Origin of the sequence: Sphingomonas changbaiensis NBRC 104936, assembly GCF_000974765.1 — a bacterium.
GTDB lineage: Bacteria > Pseudomonadota > Alphaproteobacteria > Sphingomonadales > Sphingomonadaceae > Sphingomonas_B > Sphingomonas_B changbaiensis.
The window spans coordinates 49,250-72,953 of record NZ_BBWU01000003.1 but is presented as its reverse complement, the minus strand read 5'-3'; the positions used below and the strand labels follow the sequence as shown (position 1 = coordinate 72,953).

At 66.2% G+C, this 23,704-nt stretch carries 18 protein-coding genes and 1 tRNA gene; 8 read left to right on the top strand and 11 right to left on the bottom strand.

Annotated features, from left to right (window positions below; translation table 11 throughout):
- The first annotated feature begins 18 nt into the window (after positions 1 to 18).
- A complete protein-coding gene (locus SCH01S_RS01270; RefSeq protein ID WP_046346950.1) occupies positions 19 to 3,642 on the top strand; it encodes a Dyp-type peroxidase in 3,624 nt (1,207 codons plus the stop codon).
- On the opposite strand, the gene SCH01S_RS01265 is transcribed toward SCH01S_RS01270, so the two are convergent.
- Complete coding sequence (locus SCH01S_RS01265; RefSeq protein ID WP_157032757.1) at positions 3,599 to 6,553, bottom strand: adenylate/guanylate cyclase domain-containing protein; 2,955 nt, start codon at positions 6,551 to 6,553, stop codon at positions 3,599 to 3,601. The two genes, SCH01S_RS01270 and SCH01S_RS01265, sit on opposite strands and share 44 nt — an antisense overlap.
- A 151-nt stretch (positions 6,554 to 6,704) precedes the next feature.
- Between SCH01S_RS01265 and SCH01S_RS01260 the strand changes: the two genes are divergently transcribed.
- Both SCH01S_RS01260 and SCH01S_RS01255 read left to right on the top strand, forming a co-directional pair.
- Positions 6,705 to 7,424: a Crp/Fnr family transcriptional regulator gene (locus SCH01S_RS01260; protein ID WP_046346948.1), complete on the top strand. Its 720-nt coding sequence runs from the start codon at positions 6,705 to 6,707 to the stop codon at positions 7,422 to 7,424.
- Positions 7,421 to 9,361, top strand: a complete 1,941-nt coding sequence (locus tag SCH01S_RS01255) for a patatin-like phospholipase domain-containing protein (protein WP_046346947.1) — start codon at positions 7,421 to 7,423, stop codon at positions 9,359 to 9,361. Before SCH01S_RS01260 ends, SCH01S_RS01255 begins: the two co-directional genes overlap by 4 nt.
- A gap of 59 nt (positions 9,362 to 9,420) precedes the next feature.
- Here SCH01S_RS01255 and SCH01S_RS01250 read toward each other — a convergent pair whose 3' ends face one another.
- Positions 9,421 to 9,780 (bottom strand): UrcA family protein, encoded by a 360-nt coding sequence (locus SCH01S_RS01250; RefSeq protein WP_046346946.1) that lies wholly within the window; start codon positions 9,778 to 9,780, stop codon positions 9,421 to 9,423.
- 394 nt (positions 9,781 to 10,174) lie between these two features.
- Here SCH01S_RS01250 and SCH01S_RS01245 point away from each other — a divergent pair, with 394 nt between their 5' ends.
- On the top strand, positions 10,175 to 13,369 hold the full coding sequence (locus tag SCH01S_RS01245; protein ID WP_046346982.1) for a WD40/YVTN/BNR-like repeat-containing protein: 3,195 nt from the start codon (positions 10,175 to 10,177) through the stop codon (positions 13,367 to 13,369).
- Between the two features lie 11 nt (positions 13,370 to 13,380).
- Here the strand turns inward: SCH01S_RS01245 and SCH01S_RS01240 are convergent.
- The 6 genes from SCH01S_RS01240 to SCH01S_RS01220 form a co-directional block, all read right to left on the bottom strand.
- A tRNA-Arg gene (locus SCH01S_RS01240) sits at positions 13,381 to 13,457 on the bottom strand.
- A gap of 36 nt (positions 13,458 to 13,493) precedes the next feature.
- Positions 13,494 to 15,938: a hypothetical protein gene (locus tag SCH01S_RS01235; protein ID WP_046346945.1), complete on the bottom strand. Its 2,445-nt coding sequence runs from the start codon at positions 15,936 to 15,938 to the stop codon at positions 13,494 to 13,496.
- Positions 15,939 to 16,030: 92 nt separating this feature from the next.
- On the bottom strand, positions 16,031 to 16,480 hold the full coding sequence (locus SCH01S_RS01230) for a DUF1178 family protein (protein WP_046346981.1): 450 nt from the start codon (positions 16,478 to 16,480) through the stop codon (positions 16,031 to 16,033).
- On the bottom strand, positions 16,477 to 17,301 hold the full coding sequence (locus SCH01S_RS15645) for a carbon-nitrogen hydrolase family protein (RefSeq protein WP_052733708.1): 825 nt from the start codon (positions 17,299 to 17,301) through the stop codon (positions 16,477 to 16,479). The genes SCH01S_RS01230 and SCH01S_RS15645 overlap by 4 nt, the downstream gene beginning before the upstream one ends.
- A 7-nt stretch (positions 17,302 to 17,308) precedes the next feature.
- Positions 17,309 to 17,569 (bottom strand): glutaredoxin 3, encoded by a 261-nt coding sequence (gene grxC, locus SCH01S_RS01225; protein ID WP_046346944.1) that lies wholly within the window; start codon positions 17,567 to 17,569, stop codon positions 17,309 to 17,311.
- Between the two features lie 12 nt (positions 17,570 to 17,581).
- A complete protein-coding gene (locus SCH01S_RS01220; RefSeq protein ID WP_245612127.1) occupies positions 17,582 to 18,346 on the bottom strand; it encodes a ComF family protein in 765 nt (254 codons plus the stop codon).
- A gap of 43 nt (positions 18,347 to 18,389) precedes the next feature.
- On the opposite strand from SCH01S_RS01220, the gene SCH01S_RS01215 reads away from it, so the two are divergent.
- Positions 18,390 to 19,238 carry a methyltransferase domain-containing protein gene (locus tag SCH01S_RS01215; protein WP_046346943.1) on the top strand — a complete coding sequence of 283 codons (849 nt, stop codon included), beginning with the start codon at positions 18,390 to 18,392 and terminating at the stop codon, positions 19,236 to 19,238.
- On the opposite strand, the gene SCH01S_RS01210 is transcribed toward SCH01S_RS01215, so the two are convergent.
- Positions 19,218 to 19,640, bottom strand: a complete 423-nt coding sequence (locus tag SCH01S_RS01210) for a (deoxy)nucleoside triphosphate pyrophosphohydrolase (RefSeq protein WP_046346942.1) — start codon at positions 19,638 to 19,640, stop codon at positions 19,218 to 19,220. The genes SCH01S_RS01215 and SCH01S_RS01210 overlap by 21 nt on opposite strands.
- A gap of 64 nt (positions 19,641 to 19,704) precedes the next feature.
- Between SCH01S_RS01210 and SCH01S_RS01205 the strand changes: the two genes are divergently transcribed.
- Both SCH01S_RS01205 and SCH01S_RS01200 read left to right on the top strand, forming a co-directional pair.
- Positions 19,705 to 19,875: a Flp family type IVb pilin gene (locus SCH01S_RS01205; protein WP_439645793.1), complete on the top strand. Its 171-nt coding sequence runs from the start codon at positions 19,705 to 19,707 to the stop codon at positions 19,873 to 19,875.
- Between the two features lie 330 nt (positions 19,876 to 20,205).
- Positions 20,206 to 20,370: a Flp family type IVb pilin gene (locus SCH01S_RS01200; protein ID WP_046346941.1), complete on the top strand. Its 165-nt coding sequence runs from the start codon at positions 20,206 to 20,208 to the stop codon at positions 20,368 to 20,370.
- A 60-nt stretch (positions 20,371 to 20,430) separates the two neighbouring features.
- Here SCH01S_RS01200 and SCH01S_RS01195 read toward each other — a convergent pair whose 3' ends face one another.
- Together SCH01S_RS01195 and SCH01S_RS01190 are read right to left on the bottom strand one after the other, a co-directional pair.
- Positions 20,431 to 21,378, bottom strand: a complete 948-nt coding sequence (locus SCH01S_RS01195) for an acetyl-CoA carboxylase carboxyltransferase subunit alpha (RefSeq protein ID WP_046346940.1) — start codon at positions 21,376 to 21,378, stop codon at positions 20,431 to 20,433.
- Positions 21,379 to 21,571: 193 nt separating this feature from the next.
- Positions 21,572 to 22,327 (bottom strand): SDR family NAD(P)-dependent oxidoreductase, encoded by a 756-nt coding sequence (locus SCH01S_RS01190; protein ID WP_046346939.1) that lies wholly within the window; start codon positions 22,325 to 22,327, stop codon positions 21,572 to 21,574.
- A gap of 248 nt (positions 22,328 to 22,575) precedes the next feature.
- Here SCH01S_RS01190 and SCH01S_RS01185 point away from each other — a divergent pair, with 248 nt between their 5' ends.
- On the top strand, positions 22,576 to 23,472 hold the full coding sequence (locus SCH01S_RS01185) for an alpha/beta fold hydrolase (protein ID WP_046346978.1): 897 nt from the start codon (positions 22,576 to 22,578) through the stop codon (positions 23,470 to 23,472).
- Positions 23,473 to 23,704 lie beyond the last annotated feature (232 nt).

Below are 23,704 nucleotides of genomic sequence, written 5' to 3'. Positions count from 1 at the left end.
TGCAATGGGGGAAGCGCCGTGCCTCGCGAAATCGCCAGCAAGCATTTGAACGCGATCAGCGACCTTGTCGTCTGGGCGCCGCTCAAGTCCGGCTTCGTCGACTCGCTCGAAAGCGTGACATACGAAAGCCGGCTGAAGATCGTTGCCGAAGCCCTGTTCGGGGCGCGATCCACCGTCTGCGAATACCAGCTGATCGTGCCATTTTCCGACGTGTCGTCGCGGATCAAGGCGTTGCAGTCCTACCGCATTGCCGTGCCCCATGCGGAGCCGCGCTCGCTGTTGCTAGCGGCGACGTTCGATCGCGCCTGGGAACCCTATATGCGGCTGATCTGGAAGCCGCTTGGGCCCCTTCTCGACCTGCTCTTCTGCAATTGCGAGGGCTATCCCCTCGCGACGGAGAAAAGCTTCGAGACCTACACCCGCTGGGTGCGGGACCATCAGGTCGACACCGACTTCTTCTTTTCGATGAACGGACTGAGCGTTTCCGACAGCCAGTATCTGAGCCAGATCGAGCAGCTTCACCGCGAACGGCCGCACACCGAAGCGTCTGCGACCGAGCTGATCAGCCACGACCCGGAGCTCCTTGCCGCCAAGGCGCGCGCCGCCGACCCGGCCGAATCGAGTAGGATCGCGCAGGAGGCGCTGGTCGTCCTCTACCGGCTGACCGATTTCTACCGGCCCGGCACGCCCGATGGCAAAGTCCTGCTGCGCGCTGCCCAATATCTCCTGGAGGAATGGAAACCCGACACTCCTCCAATCCAATGGCAGGACTATTTCAAAGATGAGCTCGCATGGTTCAAAACGCCGAAGAAGAAGCCGAAAAAAGTGAAAGAACGGCTCACGCTTTCCAGTGCGCGCAAGAATATCCAGGGCGGCATTCTCGAGTCGTTCGGGAACTCCGATGCGCCGCCCAACCATGGCTGCCTGCTGCTGCTGCGCACGACCGACCGGGACAAGGTGCGTGGGTTGCTGGAGGAGCTGAAGCCCGAACTCTGTTCCGCCGATGCTCAGGGTTCAGCCAAGCCGGACGGGATCTTCGTCAATCTGGGGCTCACGCGACGCGGGCTTGAGAACCTTGGCATACCCGATCGAGTTCTTTCGCAATTCCCCAAGGAATTCCGAGAGGGCATGGAAAAGCGTGCCGGGCTGCTGGGCGATGTGCGCGAGAGCCATCCGCGACGTTGGAAGCTGCCTCGGCAGAACTGGCCGGTTTGGCGCGCCGGTGATCCGCCTCGGCCGCCGGTGGATTTGTCTGAAGTCGATTTCGTCGTCCAGCTGCGCGTCCGCAGCGATCATTCGGGGTGGGACATCACTGCCGATGGGGATCGACACCCGCTGTGGAGCAAGGTGAATGCGATCGCTGAGCTCGCGGCGGCGAACGGGGCGCAATTGCTCTCAGTGGAGACGATGCGTCGGGCTACCGACGGTCCGGACCCTGGGCCAGAACATTTCGGATTCCTCGACGGGATCAGCCAGCCGCGGGTCCGCACAGGAGAAGTCGAAAAATCGCCCGATATCATCGCCGCGGGAGACGTGCTTTGGGGCTATTGCAACGGCCGGCATGATCCGCCGGCCGAAGAGAACCAACTTCTCGATAACGGCAGCTTCGTTGCCGTCCGCAAGCTTCGTCAGGACGTCGAGAAATTCCGCACCAGCATGGACGAAAAAGCGACCGCGCTTGGTATTCCGGCCGATGAATTGATGGGCAAGATAATGGGTCGCCAACCCGACGGCGCGCCGATGGTTGCGCCAGGCCGAGGTGCTCACAACGAGTTCGACTACGCCGGCGACCCGGAGGGACGGCTTTGTCCGTTCCAGGCGCATATCCGCCGCGCGAACCCAAGGGCCGATACCGATGGCGGCCCGGTCCCCCGAATCATACGGCGTGGCATGTCTTACGGGCCGCCATCAGGCGACACGTCTGCAGAAGCCTCCGCACAGGAGCGGGGCACCTTGTTCATGGCCCATTGCGCCAGCCTTGCCGAGCAGTACGAAGTGATCCAGCGCTGGATCAACGGCGGCAACAGCACCGGCGTGGGATCGGTCCAGAATGATCCGCTGATGGGCGCCGGCCAGTCCGGTCAGAAGCGTGTTTTCCGCTTCCAGTCGAGCGGCGGTGTCGTCAGGCTTGAGGTCGGCGATCCCTTAGTCAGCGTGCAGTGGGGAATTTACCTGTTCGTGCCGTCGCTGCCCGCGATCAAGCTGATGGCGCGCGGCTGGAATGACACGGAGGACGACGCGGAGCGGAAACGCGGCAACAAGCTAATCAAATCGCTGCTGGCACTTCCCGAAGCAGACCAGGCGCCCCGCTGGAAGGCCTGCATGGAAGACTTCACATCCAAGGATCCGGCCGAACGCGGAGATGCGCCGGCGGTCTGGGCCGCGATCCGCGCCGACCATGGGGGCGCGCTTCGCGTTCCATACGGGACGGTGCAGGACGGCCGCATCCCCCACGCCGTGCTGGTCGCGAGCGGCGAGCTGGTCGAAAAGGTCCTGACCGAAGACCAGACCTACTCGATGCAAGGCCAAGACGAGCGGATGGGCAAATCCTTCGGCCATATCTACCTGGGCCTGGACGCGGGCAAAGAATATTGGGCCAAATCGACCGGACCGAACGCGGTCGTCTCCTCGATCAGCGAGCAGGACGCGTTCGCCGTTGCCCATCAGGCCTCGTCGGCGATCCTGACGCAGGTTTTCGATCTCTACGCGGCGCTCGACGGAGTGCGCTCGGGCAAGTTCGATCTGAGACGTGACTACATCACGCCCGCCCTCGCCGCTGTCTCAAAATACTGGTTCGGCTTTCCAGACGGGCCGCCGCCGTCCTATCCCCCGCAGAAGCCGCCTGCGAATTGCGCCATCGCCTGGGGCGGGTGGAGCTGGTCCCAGGAATTCGAGCAGAAGCCGCACTGCCCGGGTTATTTCACGTCCCCGTCCCGCTACTGCTTCTTTCCGGATCCTGGAAAAACAGTCGAAGAGTTCGGCATCAAACACGGGCAGGCCCTGCACGCGGTCGCGCGTGACTATTTCAAGCAAGCGCGGCTGCCGACCTCGCCTGCGCCAGTCGCACCCATCGCCGCCGCCTTGTTCCAACAGATTGGCGACGATGACGAGCTAGCCCGGACACTGGTGGGGATCATGATCGGCTTCCTGCCGCCGACCGAGGGGAACCTCCGCCTTTCGCTCTTCGAATGGCTCGACGAGAAGATACTCTGGCGCGCGCAGAGGGCTCTGCTGACCAGTGCGGAAACCGACCCGTTCAAGCGAGCCGATGCGACGATCAGGGTGCCGCTGATGCAGGCGATGCAGAAACGCCCCGCACCCGAGACGCTCTGGCGCCTGGCCGTGCAGAAAGCGGACCTGAACGGCGCCAGTGTCGATGAAGGCGACATCATCATCGCCGGCCTTGTCTCCGCCACGATGGAGGATGCAGCCCGTGGAGACGTGAACGTCACCCCGGTATTCGGCGGCGACCGATCGGCGCCCACGCACCCGGTTCACGCCTGCCCGGGCCAGAAATTCGCGATGGGCACGATGCTCGGCATCCTGAGTGCTTTGCTGGAATGCGGCCGGATCGAGGCGATGCCGGCGCCGCTGATCGTCAGGTTGACGGATTGGAGCGCGCTGCCAGCTGGTCGGCCGTGACCTGCTGACGCCGCATGCCCAGGCGGACGAACGCGGCGCGCGCCTGGGCAAGGGGAATGGCGGCGCCCTCAGGGTCGCCGGTCGCGATGCGCACCTGCGCTTCACAAAGCCAGTTGTTGGCAGCTTCGTGCTCGGACCCGCGTGACTGCGCCGACCGCCGGGCCAGCGCCAGATAATGATCGGCCGCCCGATTGCCATGTCCCGCCGCAGCAGCGCGCGCCATCGCGCGCAACGCCATGGTTTCTCCGACGCGGTCAAGCATGCGCGCGCGTTCCAGCGCCCGTGCCGCGTGCGCGCGCGCCTGATCGAAGCGTCCCAGTGTGACGAACGCTGCCGCCAGCCAGCCATGACAGAAGGACGTATATTGGCGGCCGTCCCGGTCTTCGAACAGCCAGCCGGTCGCATCGAGGATCGATTGAACCGCTTCCTCGTCCTGGGTCAGCACCCATTGGGCATAGCCGGCGAGCGCGCGGCTCATAGCGTAGGTGTAGCGCGCGCGGGCCCGCTCGGCGACCTCGGCCGCCTTTTGCGCGTAATGGAAGGCTTCGGCGTCGCGGCCCTGCCACAGGCAGGTGGCGCTTCGGTTCGACCATAAGGATGCGTGGACTTCGTGATCCAACGCGTGGACACGGGCCGTGGCTTCGTCGAAGCAAGCGTCCGATTCAGCGAACCGCCCCAGATCGGCGAGCGCGAACCCCTTCATCGCAAGCGTGAAGGCCAGCGCGACCGGCGGACGGCCGTCTGCACTAGTCAGCCGGCGGCCGTCGATGGCGCGATCGAGCAGCGGGAGCGCCTGCGCGTAACGGCCCGCGAGAACGAGCGACTGGCCCAGCGTTTCGCGAATCTGCGCGCATCGTCTTTCGGCACCAAGCTCGGTCGCCACGGCCAGCGCCTGTTGGCAATGGCGGATCGCTGCGCGCCGATCGCCGGCCGCGAAGCTGACATAGCCCAGCCGATGCTCGGCCCAGGCCAGGCCGGCCAGATCGCCGCGCGCGCGGGCGCGCTCGGCCGCCCGGCGGAAAAGCGGCAGATGATCGTGCGAGGGATCGAAGATCGTCGCCAACCCAAGCTTCTGCACGACGCGGACCCAGGCGGCATCTGCCGCCGCATCGGCTCCGATTTCGTCCAGGCAGTGCAAGGCGATGCAGAATTGCTCCTGCGCCCGGTCGAGAGCGGACATCGCCTTGGCCCGATCGCCGGCCAGCTCCGCGAAATGGGCGGCCGACCGCGCATCGCCTCCCGATCGGAAATGATAGGCAAGCGCCTCCAGGGCATCATTGTCGCCGGACCCGGCGCGGCGCGCGCGCAGTTCTTCGGCGATGCGAAGGTGCAGTGCACGGCGCTCGTGCAGCCCGACTGCTTCGTAGATCACGTCCCGGGTCAGGCCGTGCTTGAACTGAAGCGTCCCCGCACGTTCGCCGGTATAGAGGAAATCCGCGGTTGCCAGGCTGTCGAGGAGCGCGTCGAGATGCGCGTGGCCGGTCAGTGCTTCCAGCAGCCAGACCGGAACCACCCTGCCGATCACCGCCGCCAGCTGCAGGGTGCCGGCGGCATCGGGCGGGAGTTTCTGAAACCGGGCCTGGATCAGATTGTCGAGCCAGGCGCTGCCATTGGGCATCGGCCGGTGGGCGTCGCCCTGCGCGATCGAGTAGCAAAGCTCTTCGACAATCAGCGGATTGCCGCCGGAATAGTCATGGATGCGCGCGGCAAGGAACGGGTCGCTCGCCGGCAGCAATCCGGCGACGGTCGCCGCCGACTCCGCCTTCGTAAGGGGCGGCAGGCAGACGAATCGCGCGTCCTTCAGCGCCGGCTCGCCGGACTGGACCTCGCGCGCCGCCAGGATGATCAGCAGGTTGCGCTTCACCAGTGCGCGGATGCGGTGAAGCTGCTGGTGGGTTGCGTCGTCCGCCCATTGCCAATCGTCGATCAGCAACACCGTCGGGCCGCCGGCCGCCTGGCGCGACACCAGGTCAGCCAGCGGAGTCGACGCGGCGGACTCGCCCGATTCCGCAGTCATCGATCGTTGAATCTGGGCAAATGGCTGCAGCGGTTCGGGGGCAAGATAGGATTCGCAATCACCCCGATAGGTGCGGCAGCCGCGTAGCCGGGCCCGCGCGAGGAATTCCACTGCCAGCCGCGTCTTGCCGAGCCCCGGCGGCCCGGTGATCGCCACCAGCGCGCTCCCGCCGTCCATCGCGAGAGCAAGTCCGGCTTCCAGGACGCCCAGCCCGTCTTCCCGACCCACGAACGGAGCGACGCCGCGCCGCAGACGCGCCGCAAAGCGCGTCGGCACTTCTTCGCTGGCGAAGATCCGGTAGGCAGGCACCGGCTCCGCCTTGCCGCGCAGCTTGAGCAGCCTGCGCTCGCTGGTGCGAAAGAAATGCCGTTCGGGCCCGAGCGTGGCTTCGCTGACCAGGATCTCGTCGGCCTTGGCTTTCGCCGCCAACCGGGATGCGGTATTGGTCGCATCGCCCAGCATTTCGAAGCGGCCGCGCACCAGGTCGCCGGGGTTGAACAGCACCAGACCCGAATGGATGCCGGTGTGCAGCCGCACGACAGGCCCCCTCGCATGCCCGGTTCCGACCAGCCGCGCGCCTTCGTGAAGCTCCAGCGCCGCCTCTGCCGCGCGCCGTCCGTCGTCCTCATGCGCTTCGGGAACTCCGAAGACGGCAGCGACGCCGTCGCCGTCCATGCGGACGATCGTGCCGCCGTGGCGCGGGATCACCCGTTCGAACACCGCGCGTAATGCGCCGAGCAGTTCGGCAAACTCCTCGGCTTCCATGCGCGCCGCGATCCGGGTCGATCCCGAAAGGTCGGCGAACAGGATCGTCATGTAGCAGCGATGCGCGACCGAAGAGGCGCCGTCGCGGGACGCCTTGGGACCAACGGACACCGGCTGGACTGACGCCACGTGTGCCCCCGAAATCGGCGACGCCACTCGCCATCACGCAGTTTACTATAACAGAGATTGCACCTGCTGCCCAAGCAGGTTGGGGGGTCAGGCTCCCATTTGAACCGATCCCGGAGCAGGAGTATCATGCTGCGCGGCAGGGGGGACGCGCATGCCCAATTTGCTGGCCCGCTATCCGTCGGTCGTGGCGGCATTGCCGGATGGCCTTGCGCAGCAGATGGGCGAGCACGCCACGCTTGTGCGCGCGCGCGGCGGCCAGACGCTCACCGCTATGGGATCGAGCGGCACCAATGTCTTTCTGGTGCTGGACGGGCGCGTGCAGGTCGCGATCTTCTCCCTCGAAGGCCGCGAGGTGATCCTGCGCGATCTTGGCGCAGGCGCCATGTTCGGGGAACTCGCCGCCCTCGACAGCCAGCCCCGCTCAGCCACCATCATCGCGCTCGGCGATTGCCTGCTGGCAAGCGTTCCGGGCGACGTGTTCCGGAACGCGACCTGCGGATCCCCGGCCCTTGCCGGCTGGCTCGCGCGCCGGTTGGTGGCCCAGATTCGCGACCTGACCGAGAAGGTTTTCGAACTGAACGCTTTAAGGGTGCCCAGCCGGTTGCATTGCGAGCTGCTGCGCCTCTGCGGTTCGCACGGCAATGGCCAGGCCGCCGTGGTCGAGCCCTTTCCCACCCACGCCGAGCTTGCCTCGCGCATCGGCACGCACCGCGAGGCCGTGACGCGCGAGATGCGATTTCTCGCCAGCCAGGGAATCGTTGCCCAGGAACGCCGCAGGATGGTCGTCACCGACCTGCCGGCGCTGGCCGGGCTGGTTCGCGAGGCGGCGGGTGTCGTCTCCGACCTGGCACAATCCGGATTCCGCCCATGATCGAATCGACGACAACCGGCGAGGCGCTTCCGAAGCTGGAATGCGACATCGTGATGCGCGGCGGCGTCACCAGCGGCATCGTCTATCCCGGCGCCGTGGTCGAGATCGCCAGGCTCTACCGCCTCCGCTCGATCGGCGGGACGTCAGTCGGCGCGATCGCCGCGGCGGCAGCGGCGGCCATGGAATATGGCCGGCTGACCGGCAGCAATCCCAATGCGCTGAATGAGCTGGGGCGCTTGCCGCACGTGCTGGGCGAAGAGGAGGACGGCCGCACCAAGCTGGAGCGGCTGCTCGTTCCAACCAGGCAAACTCGCCCGCTGTTCAATCTGCTGTGGCGCATGGTGGCCGGCGACAGGAGCACGCCGCATCGGGCAAAGAAGCGCATGTTCAACTTCGCGACGATCGCCAAGCCCGTCGCCGCAAGCGTGGTCGGGGGCGCGTCGCTGGCGACGCTGCTGGCCTGGTTCGACCCGGCGACCGGCGCTTGGCAGGCGGTCGACTGGACGCTCGCGGCCCTCGTTGGCACGCCGGCGGTCGGCGGTCTTCTCGCCTGGCGGCCGGGACGGAAAATATGGCGCGCGATGCTGACGCTGCCAAAAAACGGGTTCGGGCTCTGCCCCGGCATCGGACCGAACGGAACGGGGCTGATCGACTGGACCCACGCACAGCTCCAGGCGCTGGCGGGCCTGCCGATCACGAAGCCGCTGACGTTCGGCGACCTCTGGACAGCACGCAAGATGGACGGACGCGCGATCGACCTCACCGTCATTGCCTCCGACCTGACGCGCGGGAAGCTGATCCAGCTGCCGTTCCTTTCGAGTGAGGACGAAATCTACGCGCGCAGATCGGAGCTTCGGAAGGTCTTGCCTAGCGTGATCGTCAACGCCATGGCCGCGGCCCCGGCAAAGGGGATCAGTCCGGACGCGAGAGCGGCGAATGGTGGGCAGATCGATGGCGACCTTTTCAGGCTGCCGGCGCCCGAGCATATGCCGGTGCTGTTCGCGACGCGCCTGTCGATGAGCTTTCCGTTGCTGTTCCAGGCCGTTCCGCTGCACCTGCTGCGTCGCCGAGGCAAGGGAATGGCGCCGGAACTCGTGCCGCTCTGGTTCTCGGACGGCGGCATCACGTCAAATTTCCCCATCCATCTGTTCGACGCACCGCTTCCCACGCGTCCGACCTTCTGCGTCAACCTGCTTGATCCGAATGAGGAGTTCGAACGCCCTGAGTCGGTGCTTGCGCTTGCGTGCTTCAAGCGGCCACGGACCGTCTACATGGCGGCCGACAACCAGAGCCGGATTGCGCTGATCAATAGCTTCTGGCGCGGCTCGCCGTTCCAGCAGCTTCAGAACTTCGGATGGCGGATCGTGGATACCGCCAGGCAGTGGAATGATTATTCGGCGATGGATGTGCCCGGCTATCGCGACCGCATCGTGCATATCGGACTAGGCGACAATGAGGGCGGCCTTCAGTTCAATATGAATACCGCGATGATCGAACACCTGGACTGCCGCGGCCGCGCTGCCGGCAGGGTCATTGCGGAGCGCCTGCACGAGAATGCGAAGACCGATCCGATCGCCCCGGGCAAGCCGCTGAAGCTGGGCTGGGATAATCACCGGTTCGTGCGTCTTCGCGCCTATATCGCCGGCCTGGAGCTCGCAGCTGCCAAGTTCGGAACCGGCTGGACCGATAACATGCGCGCACTCGTGGTATCGGCGGTCCGCAGCGGCGAATCTGCCCACTATCTCGGCTATCGTTTCGTAAATCAGGCGCAACGCCAGGTTGCTGAAGACTTCTCGGATGCTGTGGCGAAGCTCGCGGCGATGCACCCCAAGGGCATTACGACCGACTTCGTGGGCGACCTTCATACCAGTCCCCGGCCGAAGCCGGTGCTGCGCCTGCGGCCTCCTTATGACGGGGATCCGGCATCGGAGCGATAGCCGAGCAGCAAAAGAGGCGGCGGCCCGGAGGCCACCGCCTCGAAGGGGGTCGGATCACTTCAGCGGCCGGGCGTCGCCATGGCCAGACGAGTCTGCGACCGCTCCACCGCCGCGAAAACCTGCGCCTGCGTCGACTTCGACGCGTTCGCGCGGCAGGCATGCTCGGCCGATGCAAGAGAACCGGGCTCTGAGCAGATCCGCGACACGGCCGATTTCACGCGCTTGTTCAGCTCACGCTGCCCGTCGGACGAAGACAGGTCGAGATCGGCATAGGAGATTCTGGCCGTCCGCGTGCCGTCGGGATTGTTGCTGATCTTCATATAGCCGGACGAAATCGCCGGGGTGGCGAGCGACGACGCCAGGCCGATGATCAGCAGGTTGCGGAAGCCGTGGCTGCCGAACAGTTTGGAATGAAACATTCTTTCCTCCATCCATGATGCTGGATGACCGAGCCTTGACTGTCCCCCGGATCACCCGCCGGCCACCATGGCCGGTGCCCCAGATGTGCCCGATCGGGCGGAAAGGGTCGGTGCGGCCGCACACGAACGAAAGGTGATGAATCTCACACAGATGCAGGGCGTTCCCGGCATCAGGCCCATGGGGCTGTCAGATCATTCGGAAATCGGCTGCACTGGACCGCCGGAGGGGGGCCCGGGACTCTTCCAAATAATCTTGATCCTCGTTAGCGTCCGGATTCGTCGCGGGGGAATTCATCTGTAACTCTTTGCTCTTCATGATCCGCGGCGCGCTCAGGTTCCCGTCACATCATTGGATGCCCAGCCACTGGGCTTCAAAGCTCCGGATATCGAAGACATGCGCGTTCTGACGTTCTTGCTCACCACCGCGGGCCTCGCCTGCACCTCCAGCCTCGCGGCAAAGCCGGCTCCATCGAGCCCGCGGGCCGGTCCGCCGGCCACGGCGCAGGTCGCCAGCGCGATGAAGTGGCGCATGATCGGTCCCTTCCGCGGCGGCCGAACGCGCGCGGTGACCGGCGTCGCGACGCAGCCGAACGTCTTCTACATCGGCGCCGTCAACGGCGGCGTCTGGAAGACCGACGATGCCGGGAATACCTGGCATTCCCTGTTCGACGATCAGCCCACCCAGTCGATAGGCTCGATCGCTGTGGCGCCCTCCGATCCGAACATCCTCTATGTCGGCAGCGGCGAGGGACAGCATCGGCCGGACCTGTCGGTCGGCGACGGGATTTATAAATCCACCGATGCGGGCAAGACCTGGACGCACCTCGGGTTGCGCGACGGGCAGCAAATCCCCGGCCTGGCGGTCGATCCGACGAACCCCAATCGCGTCTTCGCCGCCGTGCTCGGCCACCCCTATGGCCCGAATGCCGAACGCGGCGTCTATCGCTCGCTCGATGGCGGCAACACCTGGCAACAGGTGCTGTTCAAGGATGAGAACACCGGCGCCTACTCGGTCGCGATCGACCCGAGCCAGCCGCAAACCGTCTATGCCAGCCTGTGGCAGGACCGACTTGGCCCGTGGGAAGACAGGAACCAGTATCAGGGGCCCGAAGGCGGGCTGTTCAAATCCACCGACGGCGGCACCACCTGGCGCAAGCTGACAAACGGCCTTCCGGCCAACACCGCGCAGGCGATCGTCACGGTCAGCCAGGCCAACCCGCAGCGGCTCTACGCGACGGTGTCGGTCCGCTCAGAGACCGGTGGCAAGGGCGCCCCGGGCAGCGGGCTCTATCGCTCCGACGATGCCGGTGAGACCTGGGCGCGCATCACCGACGATCCGCGTCCCCTGGCAAGCATCTCGGAAAACGACCTGCCGGTGATGCGCCCGCACCCGACCAATCCGGACATTGTCTACATTTCCGGCATCATGACGATGAAGTCCGTCGATGGCGGCAAAACCTGGAGTCCCGTGCGCGGCGCACCGGGCGGCGACGATTATCAGAACCTCTGGATCAATCCGGCCAATCCGGACATCATCGCCTATGCCGTCGACCAGGGCGCCACGATCACGCTGAACGGCGGCAAGACGTGGAGCACCTGGTTCAATCAGCCGACCGGCCAGCTCTATCACGTCACCACGACCAACACCTTCCCCTACCGCGTGTGCGGCGGCTATCAGGACAGCGGCTCGGTCTGCATTTCGAGCCGCGGCAACGACGGCGCGGTGACGGTGCGCGACTGGCATCCGGTCGGCGCCAGCGAATACGCCCAGGTGGCGCCGGACCCGCTCGATCCGGACCTGGTCTACGGCGCGGGCCGCTCGGAGGTCTCGCGCTTCCACGTGTCCACCGGCCTGGTCGAAAACGTCACGCCCGTTCCCGTCCTCACCGGCGCGGATCGGGTGGATCGCACCCAGCCGATCATGTTCGCGCCCTCCGATCCGCACGCGCTCTATTACGCGACCAGCAAGGTCTATCGCACCCGCGACGGCGGCACGACATGGGAGGCGATCAGCCCCGATCTGACCCGCGAGAAGCCGGGCCTCCCCGCCAGCGTCGGCACGATGCACGGCCCCGGCATGGAGAGCCAGCGCGGCACCGTCTATGCGCTGGGCGTCTCGCCGCGCGACAGCAACGTCTTGTGGGCGGGCACCGATGACGGCCTGGTATGGACCAGCCGCGACGGCGGCAAGAACTGGTCCGACGTCACCCCGCCATCGATGACAGCGTGGAGCAAGGTCACGCAGATCGACGCCTCGCATTTCGACCCGAACACCGCCTACATCTCGGTCAGCCGGATGCGCATCGACGATCAGCGCCCCTACATCTTCCGCACGCACGACGGCGGAAAGACCTGGGAGTCCATCGTCGCGGGCCTTCCAGATAACGCCGCCGTCGACGCGGTGCGCGAAGATCCGGTGCAGCCGGGATTGCTGTTCGCGGGCACCGAAAAGGCGGTGTGGGTCTCGCGCGATGACGGCGCCCACTGGGAGTCGCTCCAGCTCAACCTGCCCCACACCTCCATGCGCGACCTGGCGATCAAGGACGACGACCTGATCGTCGGCACGCACGGCCGGTCGATCTGGATTCTCGACGATATCACGCCGCTGCGCCAGATGACCGCCGCCGCGGCCAGTCAGGCAACGCTGCTGAAGCCGGCCGCGGCCTATCGCGTCGCCCGCAGCACCTGGACGGACACGCCGATGCCGCCGGACGAGCCGACCGGCGAGAATCCTCCCGCCGGCGCGATCATCGACTATTACCTGCCCAGGGACGCCAAGGGTCCCGTCACGCTCGAGATTCTGGACGGCCAGGGCAAGCTCGTGCGCCGCTACCGCAGCGACGATCCCGCGGAGATCACGGAAGCGGAAATCAGGCAGGGGCTGGTGCCGCCCTATTGGATGATCCCGCCCCGCAACCTGTCGGGCACGGGCGGCATGCACCGCTGGGTCTGGGACCTGCACTATACCGCGCCGGCAAGCGCCCGTCGGGGCTTCCCGATTTCGGCGGTGCCCCATGCGACGCCGCGCCTGCCGCTGGGCCCGATGGCGACTGCCGGCGATTACACCGTCCGGCTGATCGTCGACGGCAAGACGCTGGACCAGCCGCTGACGCTGCAGCCCGATCCCCGCGTCAAGGCGTCCGCCGAAGCGCTGAGGCAACAGCGCGATCTCGGCCTCGCCGTCAGCGACCTGTTGACCCGGGCGACGACGATGCTGGCCCAGGCCAAGTCGCAACAGGCCCAGCTGAAGAGCGCGAAGCTCGATGATCCGGCGATCAAGCGCCTCGACACTGAGATCGAGAGCGTTCTGAACGGCGATACGAGCAGCAATCGCGACGGGCTTGCGCACACGCAGCGCAACCTCGACCAGCTTTATGCGCAGGTGACGGAAGGCGCGGCCGCGCCGACCGCCGCCCAACTGACCGCCGCGCGTGCCGCCGGCGACCAGCTCACGCGTCTGGAGAGCGAGTGGAAGCAGGCCCAGGCCGGAGTTCCGGAGGTCAACACGAGCCTGCGCAAGGCGGGTCTTGCTCCGCTCGGCACCGGCAAGGTGCCAGCCGATCCTCTCGGCGATCCCGATGGCGACTAATGCGGCGAATGTGGTGCGCCCGGCGGGATTCGAACCCACGGCCCTCAGATTAGGAATCTGATGCTCTATCCTGCTGAGCTACGGGCGCACGCGGAGTGAGTCCTGCCCTTCGGCGTCCGTCCGGTCAATCGTCTCCCGGCCGGGCGCTGCCTCGTGAGGGCAAGGAGTAGAACAGCTTGCGAAAGCTGATCCGGATCGTGCGGCCGAGCGGGTCGAGCAGGTCGGGCTGGTAATTGACCGGCGTCACCCCGGTCGCGTCGCGCACGCGCTGGCGTTCGTTGAACAGATTGTCGATCGAGACGGTGACCCGCGATCCGCGCAGCCAGGGATGATCCGCGACCACCTTCGGCATGCCGCCCAGGTTCGCGAACAGCCGGAAATTGACCGTCGCCAGCGATCCGAAGCGGAGATCGTCGCCGGGGAGCCCGCTCGCGCCCTGGACGGTGGTGCCGCTCTGCCAATTCGCGCTCAGCCGTGCGCCAAGGCCGTTGCGGGTGATCCCCGCCTGCGCCTCGATTTCGTGCCGCGGCTGGCCGCCGCCGCGCCCGGTCGAGCCGCCGTTCAGCAGGTCGATGAACGGGCCGCCCGGCCGAACCAGGACGTCGTCCTTGAAATGCCAAGTATGGTACAGCGCGAATTGAAGCCGGCCGCCGCCGAAACCGCCGCCGCCGCGCCCGCCGCCGCCGAACCGTCCACCGCCACCCCGCTGCCCGCCCGCGCCGGTCGCAGTGCCGCTCTGTCCGCCCGGCCGTCGGCCCGGGAACTGAATCCGTCCTGCTGCGGCGAGCGCCCGGAACTGCTCGGCGGTGCTGTCCTTGATCCGCTTCGAGAAATTGATGCCCCAGCGCAGCTGGTCGCTCCGTTCGCGGAAGAAGTTCACCGGCCGCGCGTCGATCGAGACAAGATTTCCGTCCTCGTCACGGATAAAGCGATCCGGGAACGCTGCCTGGATCGCCGCCGTCGGGAAGGACAGGGATTCGATCGCGTTCTTCGTGCGCGCGCTCGTGTAGTTGGCGGTCAGGCTCAGGTCCGTCTCGCTGAACGGCCTGAGCGTCATGCCCAGCTTCAGCACGCGGCGATCGTCCGACAGCAGATTTCGGTTTCCACCGGTGATCTGGGTGACGATCGCCGACTGGCCGCGCACCAGATCGAAAACCCGCACGCCCGGCGTCACGATCACCGGATTGCCGAGCTGCTGCGCAGTCGGCGGGCCCTCTTCATCCGAATAGGAGGCGATGATGTTGAGCGCGCGGAACGGCGACCAGGTCGTCCCGAAACCATAGGTATTGAGCGTGCCGAAATCGCTGAGCTGCTGCACCTCCAAATTGCCGTTCAGCGACATGTTGCCGAGAAAGCCGAGAACCGCGCGGTCGCGGCTGGCGACCGGCAGATCGACGTTGATTTGGCCGCCGCCGATATCCCGATGCACGTCGCCGGTGCGGATCGTGCCGCCGCGCGTGCTCCGGCTTGAAAAATCGCTGGTCGAGGAGTTCAGCCGCACGGTGGTCGAGATCGGCCCGGCGGGAAGCGTCAGTGGCTGGCCGTTGATCGTGAAATCACCGCCCAGGTTGCTCGCGGTCGAATGCGCGCGATCGGCAGTGACGCTGGTCTTCGTCTCGGTTTCGGTGCGGTCGTAAGCGCCGGTGAAGGTCCATTGCCAGCCGGAAATCGCGCCGTTGAGCGTGGTCGCAAGCCGCGTGTTCAGGGAATCATTGTTCTGGGTGATCAACGGCCCGGTGCCGTCGGCGGACAGGCCCAGCAGCGCACGGCTGTCGTCATGCTCGACGCGGCCGTTGATGGTCGCCGACACGCCGTCCGCGATCCCCCGCGCGTAGACCGCATTCAGCGAGGCCTCGTTCGATGACGGCAGCAACGTGCGGAAGCCGCGCTGGTCGAAGCCGGTGCCGGGCAAGATGTCGCGCTGACTTTCCAACAGCTGGCCGGCGTGAGTGTATTCGCCGTTGAGGCTGAAGCGGCCGTCCGGCGTGATCCGCAGCAGGTTGGCTTCGGCTTGCGGGCGGTTGGCGCCGCCGTCCGTCGCGAGCCGATCGCTGAGTTCGACCGTCGTCGCGCGGAAGCGACGGCGCAGCACGATGTTCACCACCTTCTGCTCGGCCTTGTAGCCATATTTGAGCGCGACTTCCTCAGGCAGGATGTCGACCCGCTGGATCGCCTCGGTCGGCAGATCGCGGATTTCGCTGAAGCCGGAGATCTTCAGCCCGTTGAGCAGCACGACCGACGCACCGCGGTCGCGGCCCTGGGTGGTTCCGATCTGCGGCGCGAGTTCGGTGAGCAATTCGGCGACCGAGTTGACGCCATAGGAGCGGATATCGGCGGGGCTGAGCTGAACCTCCGGCTTGATGTCGCCGATCACGGTGCCACGCTCGCGCTGGCCGGTGACGACGATATCCTCCTCGTCGCTCATCACGTCGTCGGGCGCTGCTGCCGGAGCCGGCGCTGCCTGGACCGGCGGTTGCGGCGCCGGCGCGGCGGGTGAGGTCTCCTGGGCAAGGGCGGGAGCCGCCGCACCCGCGAGCAGGCCGGACAACAACGCGAAGCGACCGATCATCTGTTCATCCTTATCCGATCCACCCTCGCGCCGGCCTTGGCGCGCCGTGGCTGAACGGAAGATTGCAACCCGTAACGATCGAGTCGGTTGCCTCAGTGACTCTGGTCAGGCGGAATTACAGGAAACGGCAGCGGCATCAGCTCGACGCCTTCTTCCTTCAGCGCGGTAGCTTCGGCGGGCGTGGCTTCACCGTGGATCGTTCGATGGCCGGTCTCGCCCAGATGGATCGCGCGTGCCTCGTCGGCAAAGCGGCGGCCGACCCATTCGGAGCCTTCCAGCATTTTCGACTGCAGGTCCGCCATCTTCGCCATCAGCGCCTTCATTTCGGGCGGCGGCGCGCTTGCGACCGGGACCGGCGCCTCGTCCCCATCGGAGGACTTGCCGCCGATCCTGGGCGCCATCACCGCCTTTCCGATCGCCTGGTCGCCGCAGATCGGGCATTCAATCAGCCCGCGTGCGCGCTGGTCATCATAGTCGGCGCTGGAGCCGAACCAGGCCTCGAAGATGTGCGCACGCCCGCATTTCAGGTCGAACACGATCATCGCGCGACCTCGACGGGCGGAATGTCGCGACGATGGTCGATCGCGGGCACGCGCGATCGCACTGCCTTCACTTTCTCGAGATCGAGATCGACAAAGCCCAGGCCCGGCGCATCGCCCATATCCAGCAGCACCTCGCCCCACGGGTCGACGACCAGCGAATGGCCGAAAGTTTCGCGACCATCCTCGTGCTTTCCGGCCTGGGCGGCGGCGATCACGAACACGCCCGCCTCGATCGCCCGCGCGCGAAGCAGCACGTGCCAGTGCGCGCGGCCGGTCGGGACGGTGAAGGCGGCAGGCACCGCAAGGATCGTCGCCCCGGCGCCGGTCAGCGCCCGATACAGATCGGGAAAGCGCATGTCATAGCAGATGCTAAAGCCCAGCCGCGCCCATGGCGTGTCGGCGGCCACGGCCCGGCCGCCACGCGCATAGACGGCCGACTCCCGCCAGCTCTCGCCGGTCGGCAGGTCGACGTCGAACAGATGGATCTTGTCGTAGGTCGCGCGGATCGCGCCACCGTCGTCGATCAGGAAGCCCCGGTTGAGCCGCTGTCCTCCCTCGCCGCGCAACGCCAGCGAGCCGAGATGGACCCAGAGCCCCGCGTCTCGCGCCGCCTCACGGACCACGGCAAGGGTCTCGTCGTCCGACTCCGGCCGAAGATGCGCTTCCGAACGCGCGCGATCCCGATCGAGCATGTTCGACATTTCGGGCGTGAACAGCATGTCCGCCCCGCCCGCGCGCGCATCGGCGATCGCCTGCACGAGCGTGTGCGCGTTCGCGGCCGGGTCGACGCCCGACTGCATCTGCAGAATGGCGGCACGCATGGGGCCGTCAGGCTGCCTTCAGCAGCGGATCGAGGCCGCCGCGCGCGTCCAGCGCGGCGAGATCGTCGGACCCGCCGACATGCTTTCCGTCGATGAACACCTGCGGCACGGTGATGCGGCCGTTCGCGCGCTGGATCATCTCGGCGCGCTGCGGGCCGCCCATGGTGATGTCATATTCCTCGTAAGCCGCGCCCTTGCCGTCCAGCAGCTTCTTCGCGCGCAGGCAGTAGGGGCAGCCCCATTTGGTATAGATTTCGACCTTCGCCAAAGCCTTGTCTCCTCAATCCGATCCGTCGCCGAAGCCCGCGGCATCGTCAACACTGTCGTGCAGCACCCGCGCCCAGCAGAGCACCACCACGCGCGCCGCACCGGCCCGCTTCAGCACTCGCGCGCACGCGCCGGCGGTCGCGCCGCTGGTGTAGACGTCGTCGACCAGCAACACCGTCCGGCCTTTCAGCACCGCCCGCTTTTCAGATGGGACGGCGAAAGCACCGCGCAAGGTGCGCGCGCGGGCGGTGCGGCCGAGGCCGCCAAGCATCGGCGTGCGCTTGCGGCGTTCGATCAGGTCGTGCCGCACCTCCTGGCCGGTCCGCCGGGCGACCTCGCGCGCCAGCAATGCCGATTGGTTGAAGCCGCGCCGCCAGATCCGCCAGCGGTGGAGCGGCACCGGGACCAGCAGCGCGTCGGCTTCGGCGGGTGCGATGCGGGCGAGATAGCGCCCGATCACCCGCGCCATGCCGATCCGGCCACCATGCTTCAGCTTCAGGACCACCGCGCGTGCGACCGGGCCATAGGCGACGGCTGCCCGCACGCCGTCGTGTGGCGGCCGCTCGGCCAAGCAGGCGGCACAGAGCGCGTCCTCGCCGCGGTCCAGCTCGAACGGAAGCCCGCAGCTCGCGCAGGCGGGCCCTACGACAAAGTCCAGCTTCGACCAGCAGGGCTCGCAAAACGCATCGTCGTCCGACACGATCGCGCCGCAGGCCGGGCAACGCGGCGGCAGCGCGAAGTCAATGGCGGCGCGGATCGGGGCGGCGATCAGGGTCACGCCCCCCTTGTTCCGCGTTGCTTCGATCTCCACAAGCACCGCAATGAGCGCACCCGAGATCTTCGACCGCCGCCGCCGCCGGCTTCGCCGCGACCGGGCGGCACCGGATTTCGCCGCGCACGACTTCCTGCACGCGCGGATGGCCGACGAACTGCTCGACCGGCTGGATTCGGTTCAGCGGAGCTTTGCCCATGCGCTCGACCTAAATTGTCTCAACGGACGGGTCGGCACGGCCCTGCGTGCGCGCGGGATCGACACGGTCTCGGCCGATCCGGGCTTCCGGTTCGCACGCGCGGCCGGCGGCATTCAGTGCGACGAAGACCGGCTGCCGTTCGCCGATAGCAGCTTCGACCTGGTCGTCGCGTGTGGCGGGCTCGATCAGGTCAACGATCTGCCCGGGGCGCTGGCGCTGATCCGCCGCGTTCTGAAGCCCGACGGGCTGTTTCTCGGTGGGTTTGTCGGTGCCGGCAGCCTGCCGCGGCTCCGCGCCGCCCTGCTCGGTGCCGAGGATCGTGCGGTCGCGCGGCTCCACCCGCAGATCGATGTTCGCTCGGCCGGCGACCTGCTCGCCCGCGCCGGGCTGACAATGCCGGTCGCCGATTTCGAGCGGGTCACGGTGCGCTACGCGTCACTGTTCGCATCGCTCGCCGACTTGCGCGGTTCCGCCTCGACCAACCTGCTCGCGGACGCCGTGCCGCCGCTCACCCGCGCAGCGCTCGAACGGGCCGCGGCCTTGTTCCAGGCCGGCGCCGATGAAGACGGCAAGGTCGGCGAGACGATCGAGATCGTCTATCTGCTGGGCTGGTCGCCGGCGCCCGATCAGCCCCAACCCGCGCGCCGTGGCAGCGGCACTGCGTCCCTGGCGGACGCGCTACGCCCGAAGCGGGGCTGACGCCGCCAGCGCCTTCACCAGCGGCACATCCGCGGGCGGCATCGGGAGGTCATCGATCTCGTCGACCGTCACCCAACGGAGCGCGCTTGCGTCGAGCGGGCGCGGCTCGCCGGCCCATGTCCGCGCCACGTAGAGCAGCAGCACAAGGTGCCGCTCGCCCAGCGTGTCGCTGGCAAAGGCGATCGGCGCCAGGGCGTCGGGTGCTACGGTCACGCCCAATTCTTCCTCCAGCTCGCGCGCGAGGGCCGCTTCGGGCGTCTCGCCGGGTTCGACCTTGCCGCCGGGAAACTCCCACAGCCCCGGCATCGATCGGCGCGGCGCGCGCTGCTGGAGCAGAATCCGGCCGTCGGCATCCATCAGCGCCGCGGCGACAACAAGGAGGATCGGGTAACCGGGCGCCATAAATGTTCCTTAACTTCCATCGGGCAGTTTCTCGACCACTTTGCACCCACTGGGGGCCGGCGTGATCATCGAGTTCCTTCGCAACCTGTCCCGATCCGTCGCTGGCGCGACGGCGATCGAGTACGGGTTGATCCTGGCGTTGATCTGCGTCGCTTCGCTGGGCGCGCTCGGCGCGCTGGCGGACACGACGATCGGCATGTGGAACGGCATCGCCGAGAACGTCCTGGCGCACTGATGCGCACCCGCCCCGCCTCCGCTTCCGATCGGAACGGGATGCGAGGCGAAAAGGCTGGGCGGCGGCCGCCGAGACCACGGCGTGCTCATGCACTTGAATACACGCTGGCTGCCGCGCTGATCGCCGCCGCATCGATCGCGGCCACGGCGAACCTGGGGCTGAAGATCGGCACCACCAACACGTCGACCAATCTGCCTGCAGTGTCTGGTTAACGGCACGGTTCCGATCGGCGTTTAACTTTTCGCAACAGCGCCCCACTAGCAGAGACGATGTTGATCTTCGGACGGCCAGTCGGGTCAACGGGGAAGCACTGGACCAAGGAGACCGAACATGAAGAACCTGCGCAAGATCATTCGCAACGAAAAGGGTGCGACCGCGATCGAGTACGGCCTGATCGCCGCGCTGATCGCCGTTGCCGCGATCACCGCCATGTCGAACCTGGGCGGCAAGGTCAGCAAGACCTTCAACACCGTTTCGACCAACATGGTCCAGTAAGCACCCGCTTACTGCCGAAGAACGGACGGGCGGCGAGGCAACTCGCCGCCCGTTTCGTTTCTAAAGCGACCCCATCTTCAGGAATTTGGCGCGACGGTCCGCCCGAAGCTGGTCGCGATCGAGCGGGGCCAGTTCGTCGAGCGCTTCGCCCAGCGCGGTGCCGAGCGCCTCGATCGCGCCGTCCGGATCGCGATGCGCGCCGCCCACCGGCTCCGGCACGATGCGGTCGATAATTCCGAGAGACTGCAAATCCTGCGCGGTGATCTTCATCGCCTCCGCCGCCGCCGGCGCCTGATCCGCCGTCCGCCAAAGAATGGAGGCACAGCCCTCCGGCGAGATCACCGAATAGACGGCATGCTCGAACATCAGCACGCGATTGGCCGCCGCCAGTGCGATCGCGCCACCGGAACCGCCCTCGCCGACGATCGCGGCGACCATCGGCACGCCAAGCGCCAGGCACTGCTCGGTCGACCGCGCAATCGCTTCCGCCTGGCCCCGCTCCTCCGCCTGCACGCCGGGGAAAGCGCCTGAAGTATCGACCAACGTCACCACCGGCAGGCCGAAGCGGTCGGCAAGCTGCATCAGCCGGATCGCCTTGCGATACCCCTCCGGCTTGCCCATGCCGAAATTGTGCTTGAGGCGGCTGGCGGTGTCGTCGCCTTTCTCATGGCCGATCACCATCACCTTGCGTCCGTTCAGGCGACCGAAGCCGCCGATGATCGCCTGATCGTCGGCAAAGGCGCGGTCGCCGGCCAGCGGCATGAAATCGTCGACCAGCCGCGCGACATAATGTTTGAAATGGGGCCGCGCCGGATGCCGGGCGACCTGCGTCTTCTGCCACGGCGTCAGGCGCGCATACGTGTCGCGCAGGAGCTTGTCGGCCTTGGCCTCAAGCTTGCCGATCTCCGCGTCGATGTCGACCGTACCGCCTGCCGCCGTCTCGCGCAGCTCGGCAACGCGCGCCTCGAGCTCGGCGATCGGTTTTTCGAAATCGAGAAAGCTGATCATGCGGAGCGGCGGTTAAGCGGTTGCGCGCGCCAACGCAATGTGGGGCGACGCAATCACTGGCCTCGTGTCGCCGCAGAAAGAGGGGCAACGTTCTCGATGGGTGGAAGGCAGAGACTCGGCGCTCGCGCAGGAACCTGGCCCTAGTATTTGTCGAACTCAAAAGTTCGGCGTTGAGAGTAGCAGCGGTGCGACATTAAACCTGAGCCATTCCACCGTCGGCAAACAATTCGGCCCCGTTCACAAAGCTTGAGTCTTCTGTCGCGAGAAACAGCGCAGTCCGAGCGATCTCGTCGGGCCGGCCCACGCGGCCGAGCGGTATGAGTCCGGCGAATTGATCCAGCAAGCCCTGCTGCTGATCGTGGTCGTCGCCCGCGAGGCCAACTAGTCCAGGCGTGCGAATAGGGCCGGGACTGAGCACGTTCACGCGAATGCCCGTGCCTTTGAGGTCCAGCGCCCAACTTCGAGCAAGATTGCGGACAGCAGCCTTGGATGCGGAGTAGATGCTGAAGGCGGGGGTGCCGCGCGCGCCAGCGGTGGAGCCGGTAAGGATGATCGAGCCCCCCGCTCCCATTAGCGGCAGCGCCTTCTGGACCGTGAAAATCACGCCCTTCACATTGCTGTTGAAGGTGTCGTTCACCTGATCCTCGGTAATCTCGCCGAGCGGCAATAAGCTGCCGCCGCCGGCGTTGGCGAACAGCACATCAATCCGCCCGGCTTCGTTCTTGACTCGCCGGTAGAGGGCGTCGAGATCATCAAGACGCGAGGCATCGCCCTGTATGCCAATCGCCCCATGGCCGATTTCTGCAACGGCCGCATCCAGGGCGTCTTGACGACGTCCAGTGATGAAGACGGTCGCGCCTTCCTCGGCGAAAACCTTGGCACTGGCGAGTCCGATGCCTGTTGAGCCGCCGGTAATGACGGCGACCTTGCTTTGAAGACGTCCGTGCATGTGGTGCTCCTTTTCGATGCGCCGGCGAGGCTCCTCGAAGAGTTGGCGGCAGACGGCCCAGCATGTGTGACGAGTCCGCAATCTACCGCATTCTCGTTCCTGGGCCACCTCAAAACTGGTACCGCTGTGGTCGTCGTCGCGACCGAGTCGGAGCGTTAGACGGACGTGTTGCTTAGCTGCCCGCCCTTTCCGGTTTGATCGGACCGGCGCCGGTCACGCTGGCCGGCCTTCAGGCAGGGGAGGCACGAATGCCCTTCTTCACCACCCGAGACGGCACCAGCATTTTCTACAAGGATTGGGGCGCAAAGGATGCTCAGCCAATCGTGTTCAGTCACGGCTGGCCCTTGAGCGCCGATGATTGGGACAACCAGCTCCTCTACTTCAGGGCCAAGGGCTTCCGCGTCATCGCCCACGACCGCCGCGGACATGGACGGTCTGACCAGCCCGACTACGGCAACGACATGGACACCTACGTCGCCGATCTGATCGAGCTCACCGATCATCTCGATCTCAGGAACGCAATCCACGTCGGCCATTCGACCGGCGGCGGCGAAGTGACGCGCTATTTGGCAAGGGCCAAGCCTGGACGCGTGTCCAAAGCGGTTTTGATCAGCGCCATTCCACCGGTGATGGTCAGGAAGCCGAGCAACCCAGGTGGCACGCCGGTCGAAGTCTTCGACCAGTTCCGCGCCGCCCTCGCCGAGAATCGCTCGCAATTCTATATGGCCGTGGCGTCGGGGCCCTTCTACAATTTCGACAGGCCCGGCGTTCAGACGAGAGAAGAACTTATTCGCAACTGGTGGCGCCAGGGCATGATGGGCGGTGCCAATGCGGGCTACGACTGCATCAAGGTGTTCTCGGAAACCGATTTCACCGAGGATCTGAAAAGCATCGAAGTGCCGGTCCTGGTGATTCACAGCCGAGATGACCAAGTGGTCCCCTATGCCGCCGCTGGCCCGCTGACGGCGAAACTGCTCAAGAACGGCATTTTGAAAACCTACGCCGACAGCATGCCGCACGGGATGATGACAACGCATCCCGATCTTCTCAATAACGACATCCTTGGCTTCATTCGGGGTGAGAATGTTGACGCCGAGGCTGAACAACGAGTCGCACGGCCGGCACAGCCCGTGCCAGCCGAATGAAAGCCTAGTGGCAGGGCCACCGAGATGGCGGCCCTGCATTTGTCAAACAAGTCTGACGACGACGAGAGTCAGCTTCAGGTCGAAAGCATATTTCGCTGTCCTACGCGACTGCCGGTCTGATACTGTCGTGTGTCGGCCGCACCTTCAGCCTGAAGTATGAAGTTGATCTTCGGGACGAAGCGGCCCGTCAGCTTTGCTTCCAGGAAGCGCGCATCGCGGGAATTTTGGGGAA

Bases quoted from the DNA above. Each gene is read 5' to 3' on its own strand.
- SCH01S_RS01260 (WP_046346948.1), top strand. From the start codon at position 6,705: ATGCCCAATTTGCTGGCCCGCTATCCGTCGGTCGTGGCGGCATTGCCG.
- SCH01S_RS01255 (WP_046346947.1), top strand. From the start codon at position 7,421: ATGATCGAATCGACGACAACCGGCGAGGCGCTTCCGAAGCTGGAATGC.
- SCH01S_RS01250 (WP_046346946.1), bottom strand. From the start codon at position 9,780: ATGTTTCATTCCAAACTGTTCGGCAGCCACGGCTTCCGCAACCTGCTG.
- SCH01S_RS01245 (WP_046346982.1), top strand. From the start codon at position 10,175: ATGCGCGTTCTGACGTTCTTGCTCACCACCGCGGGCCTCGCCTGCACC.
- SCH01S_RS01235 (WP_046346945.1), bottom strand. From the start codon at position 15,938: ATGATCGGTCGCTTCGCGTTGTTGTCCGGCCTGCTCGCGGGTGCGGCG.
- SCH01S_RS01230 (WP_046346981.1), bottom strand. From the start codon at position 16,480: ATGATCGTGTTCGACCTGAAATGCGGGCGTGCGCACATCTTCGAGGCC.
- SCH01S_RS15645 (WP_052733708.1), bottom strand. From the start codon at position 17,301: ATGCGTGCCGCCATTCTGCAGATGCAGTCGGGCGTCGACCCGGCCGCG.
- SCH01S_RS01215 (WP_046346943.1), top strand. From the start codon at position 18,390: ATGAGCGCACCCGAGATCTTCGACCGCCGCCGCCGCCGGCTTCGCCGC.
- SCH01S_RS01210 (WP_046346942.1), bottom strand. From the start codon at position 19,640: ATGGCGCCCGGTTACCCGATCCTCCTTGTTGTCGCCGCGGCGCTGATG.
- SCH01S_RS01200 (WP_046346941.1), top strand. From the start codon at position 20,206: ATGAAGAACCTGCGCAAGATCATTCGCAACGAAAAGGGTGCGACCGCG.
- SCH01S_RS01195 (WP_046346940.1), bottom strand. From the start codon at position 21,378: ATGATCAGCTTTCTCGATTTCGAAAAACCGATCGCCGAGCTCGAGGCG.
- SCH01S_RS01190 (WP_046346939.1), bottom strand. From the start codon at position 22,327: ATGCACGGACGTCTTCAAAGCAAGGTCGCCGTCATTACCGGCGGCTCA.
- SCH01S_RS01185 (WP_046346978.1), top strand. From the start codon at position 22,576: ATGCCCTTCTTCACCACCCGAGACGGCACCAGCATTTTCTACAAGGAT.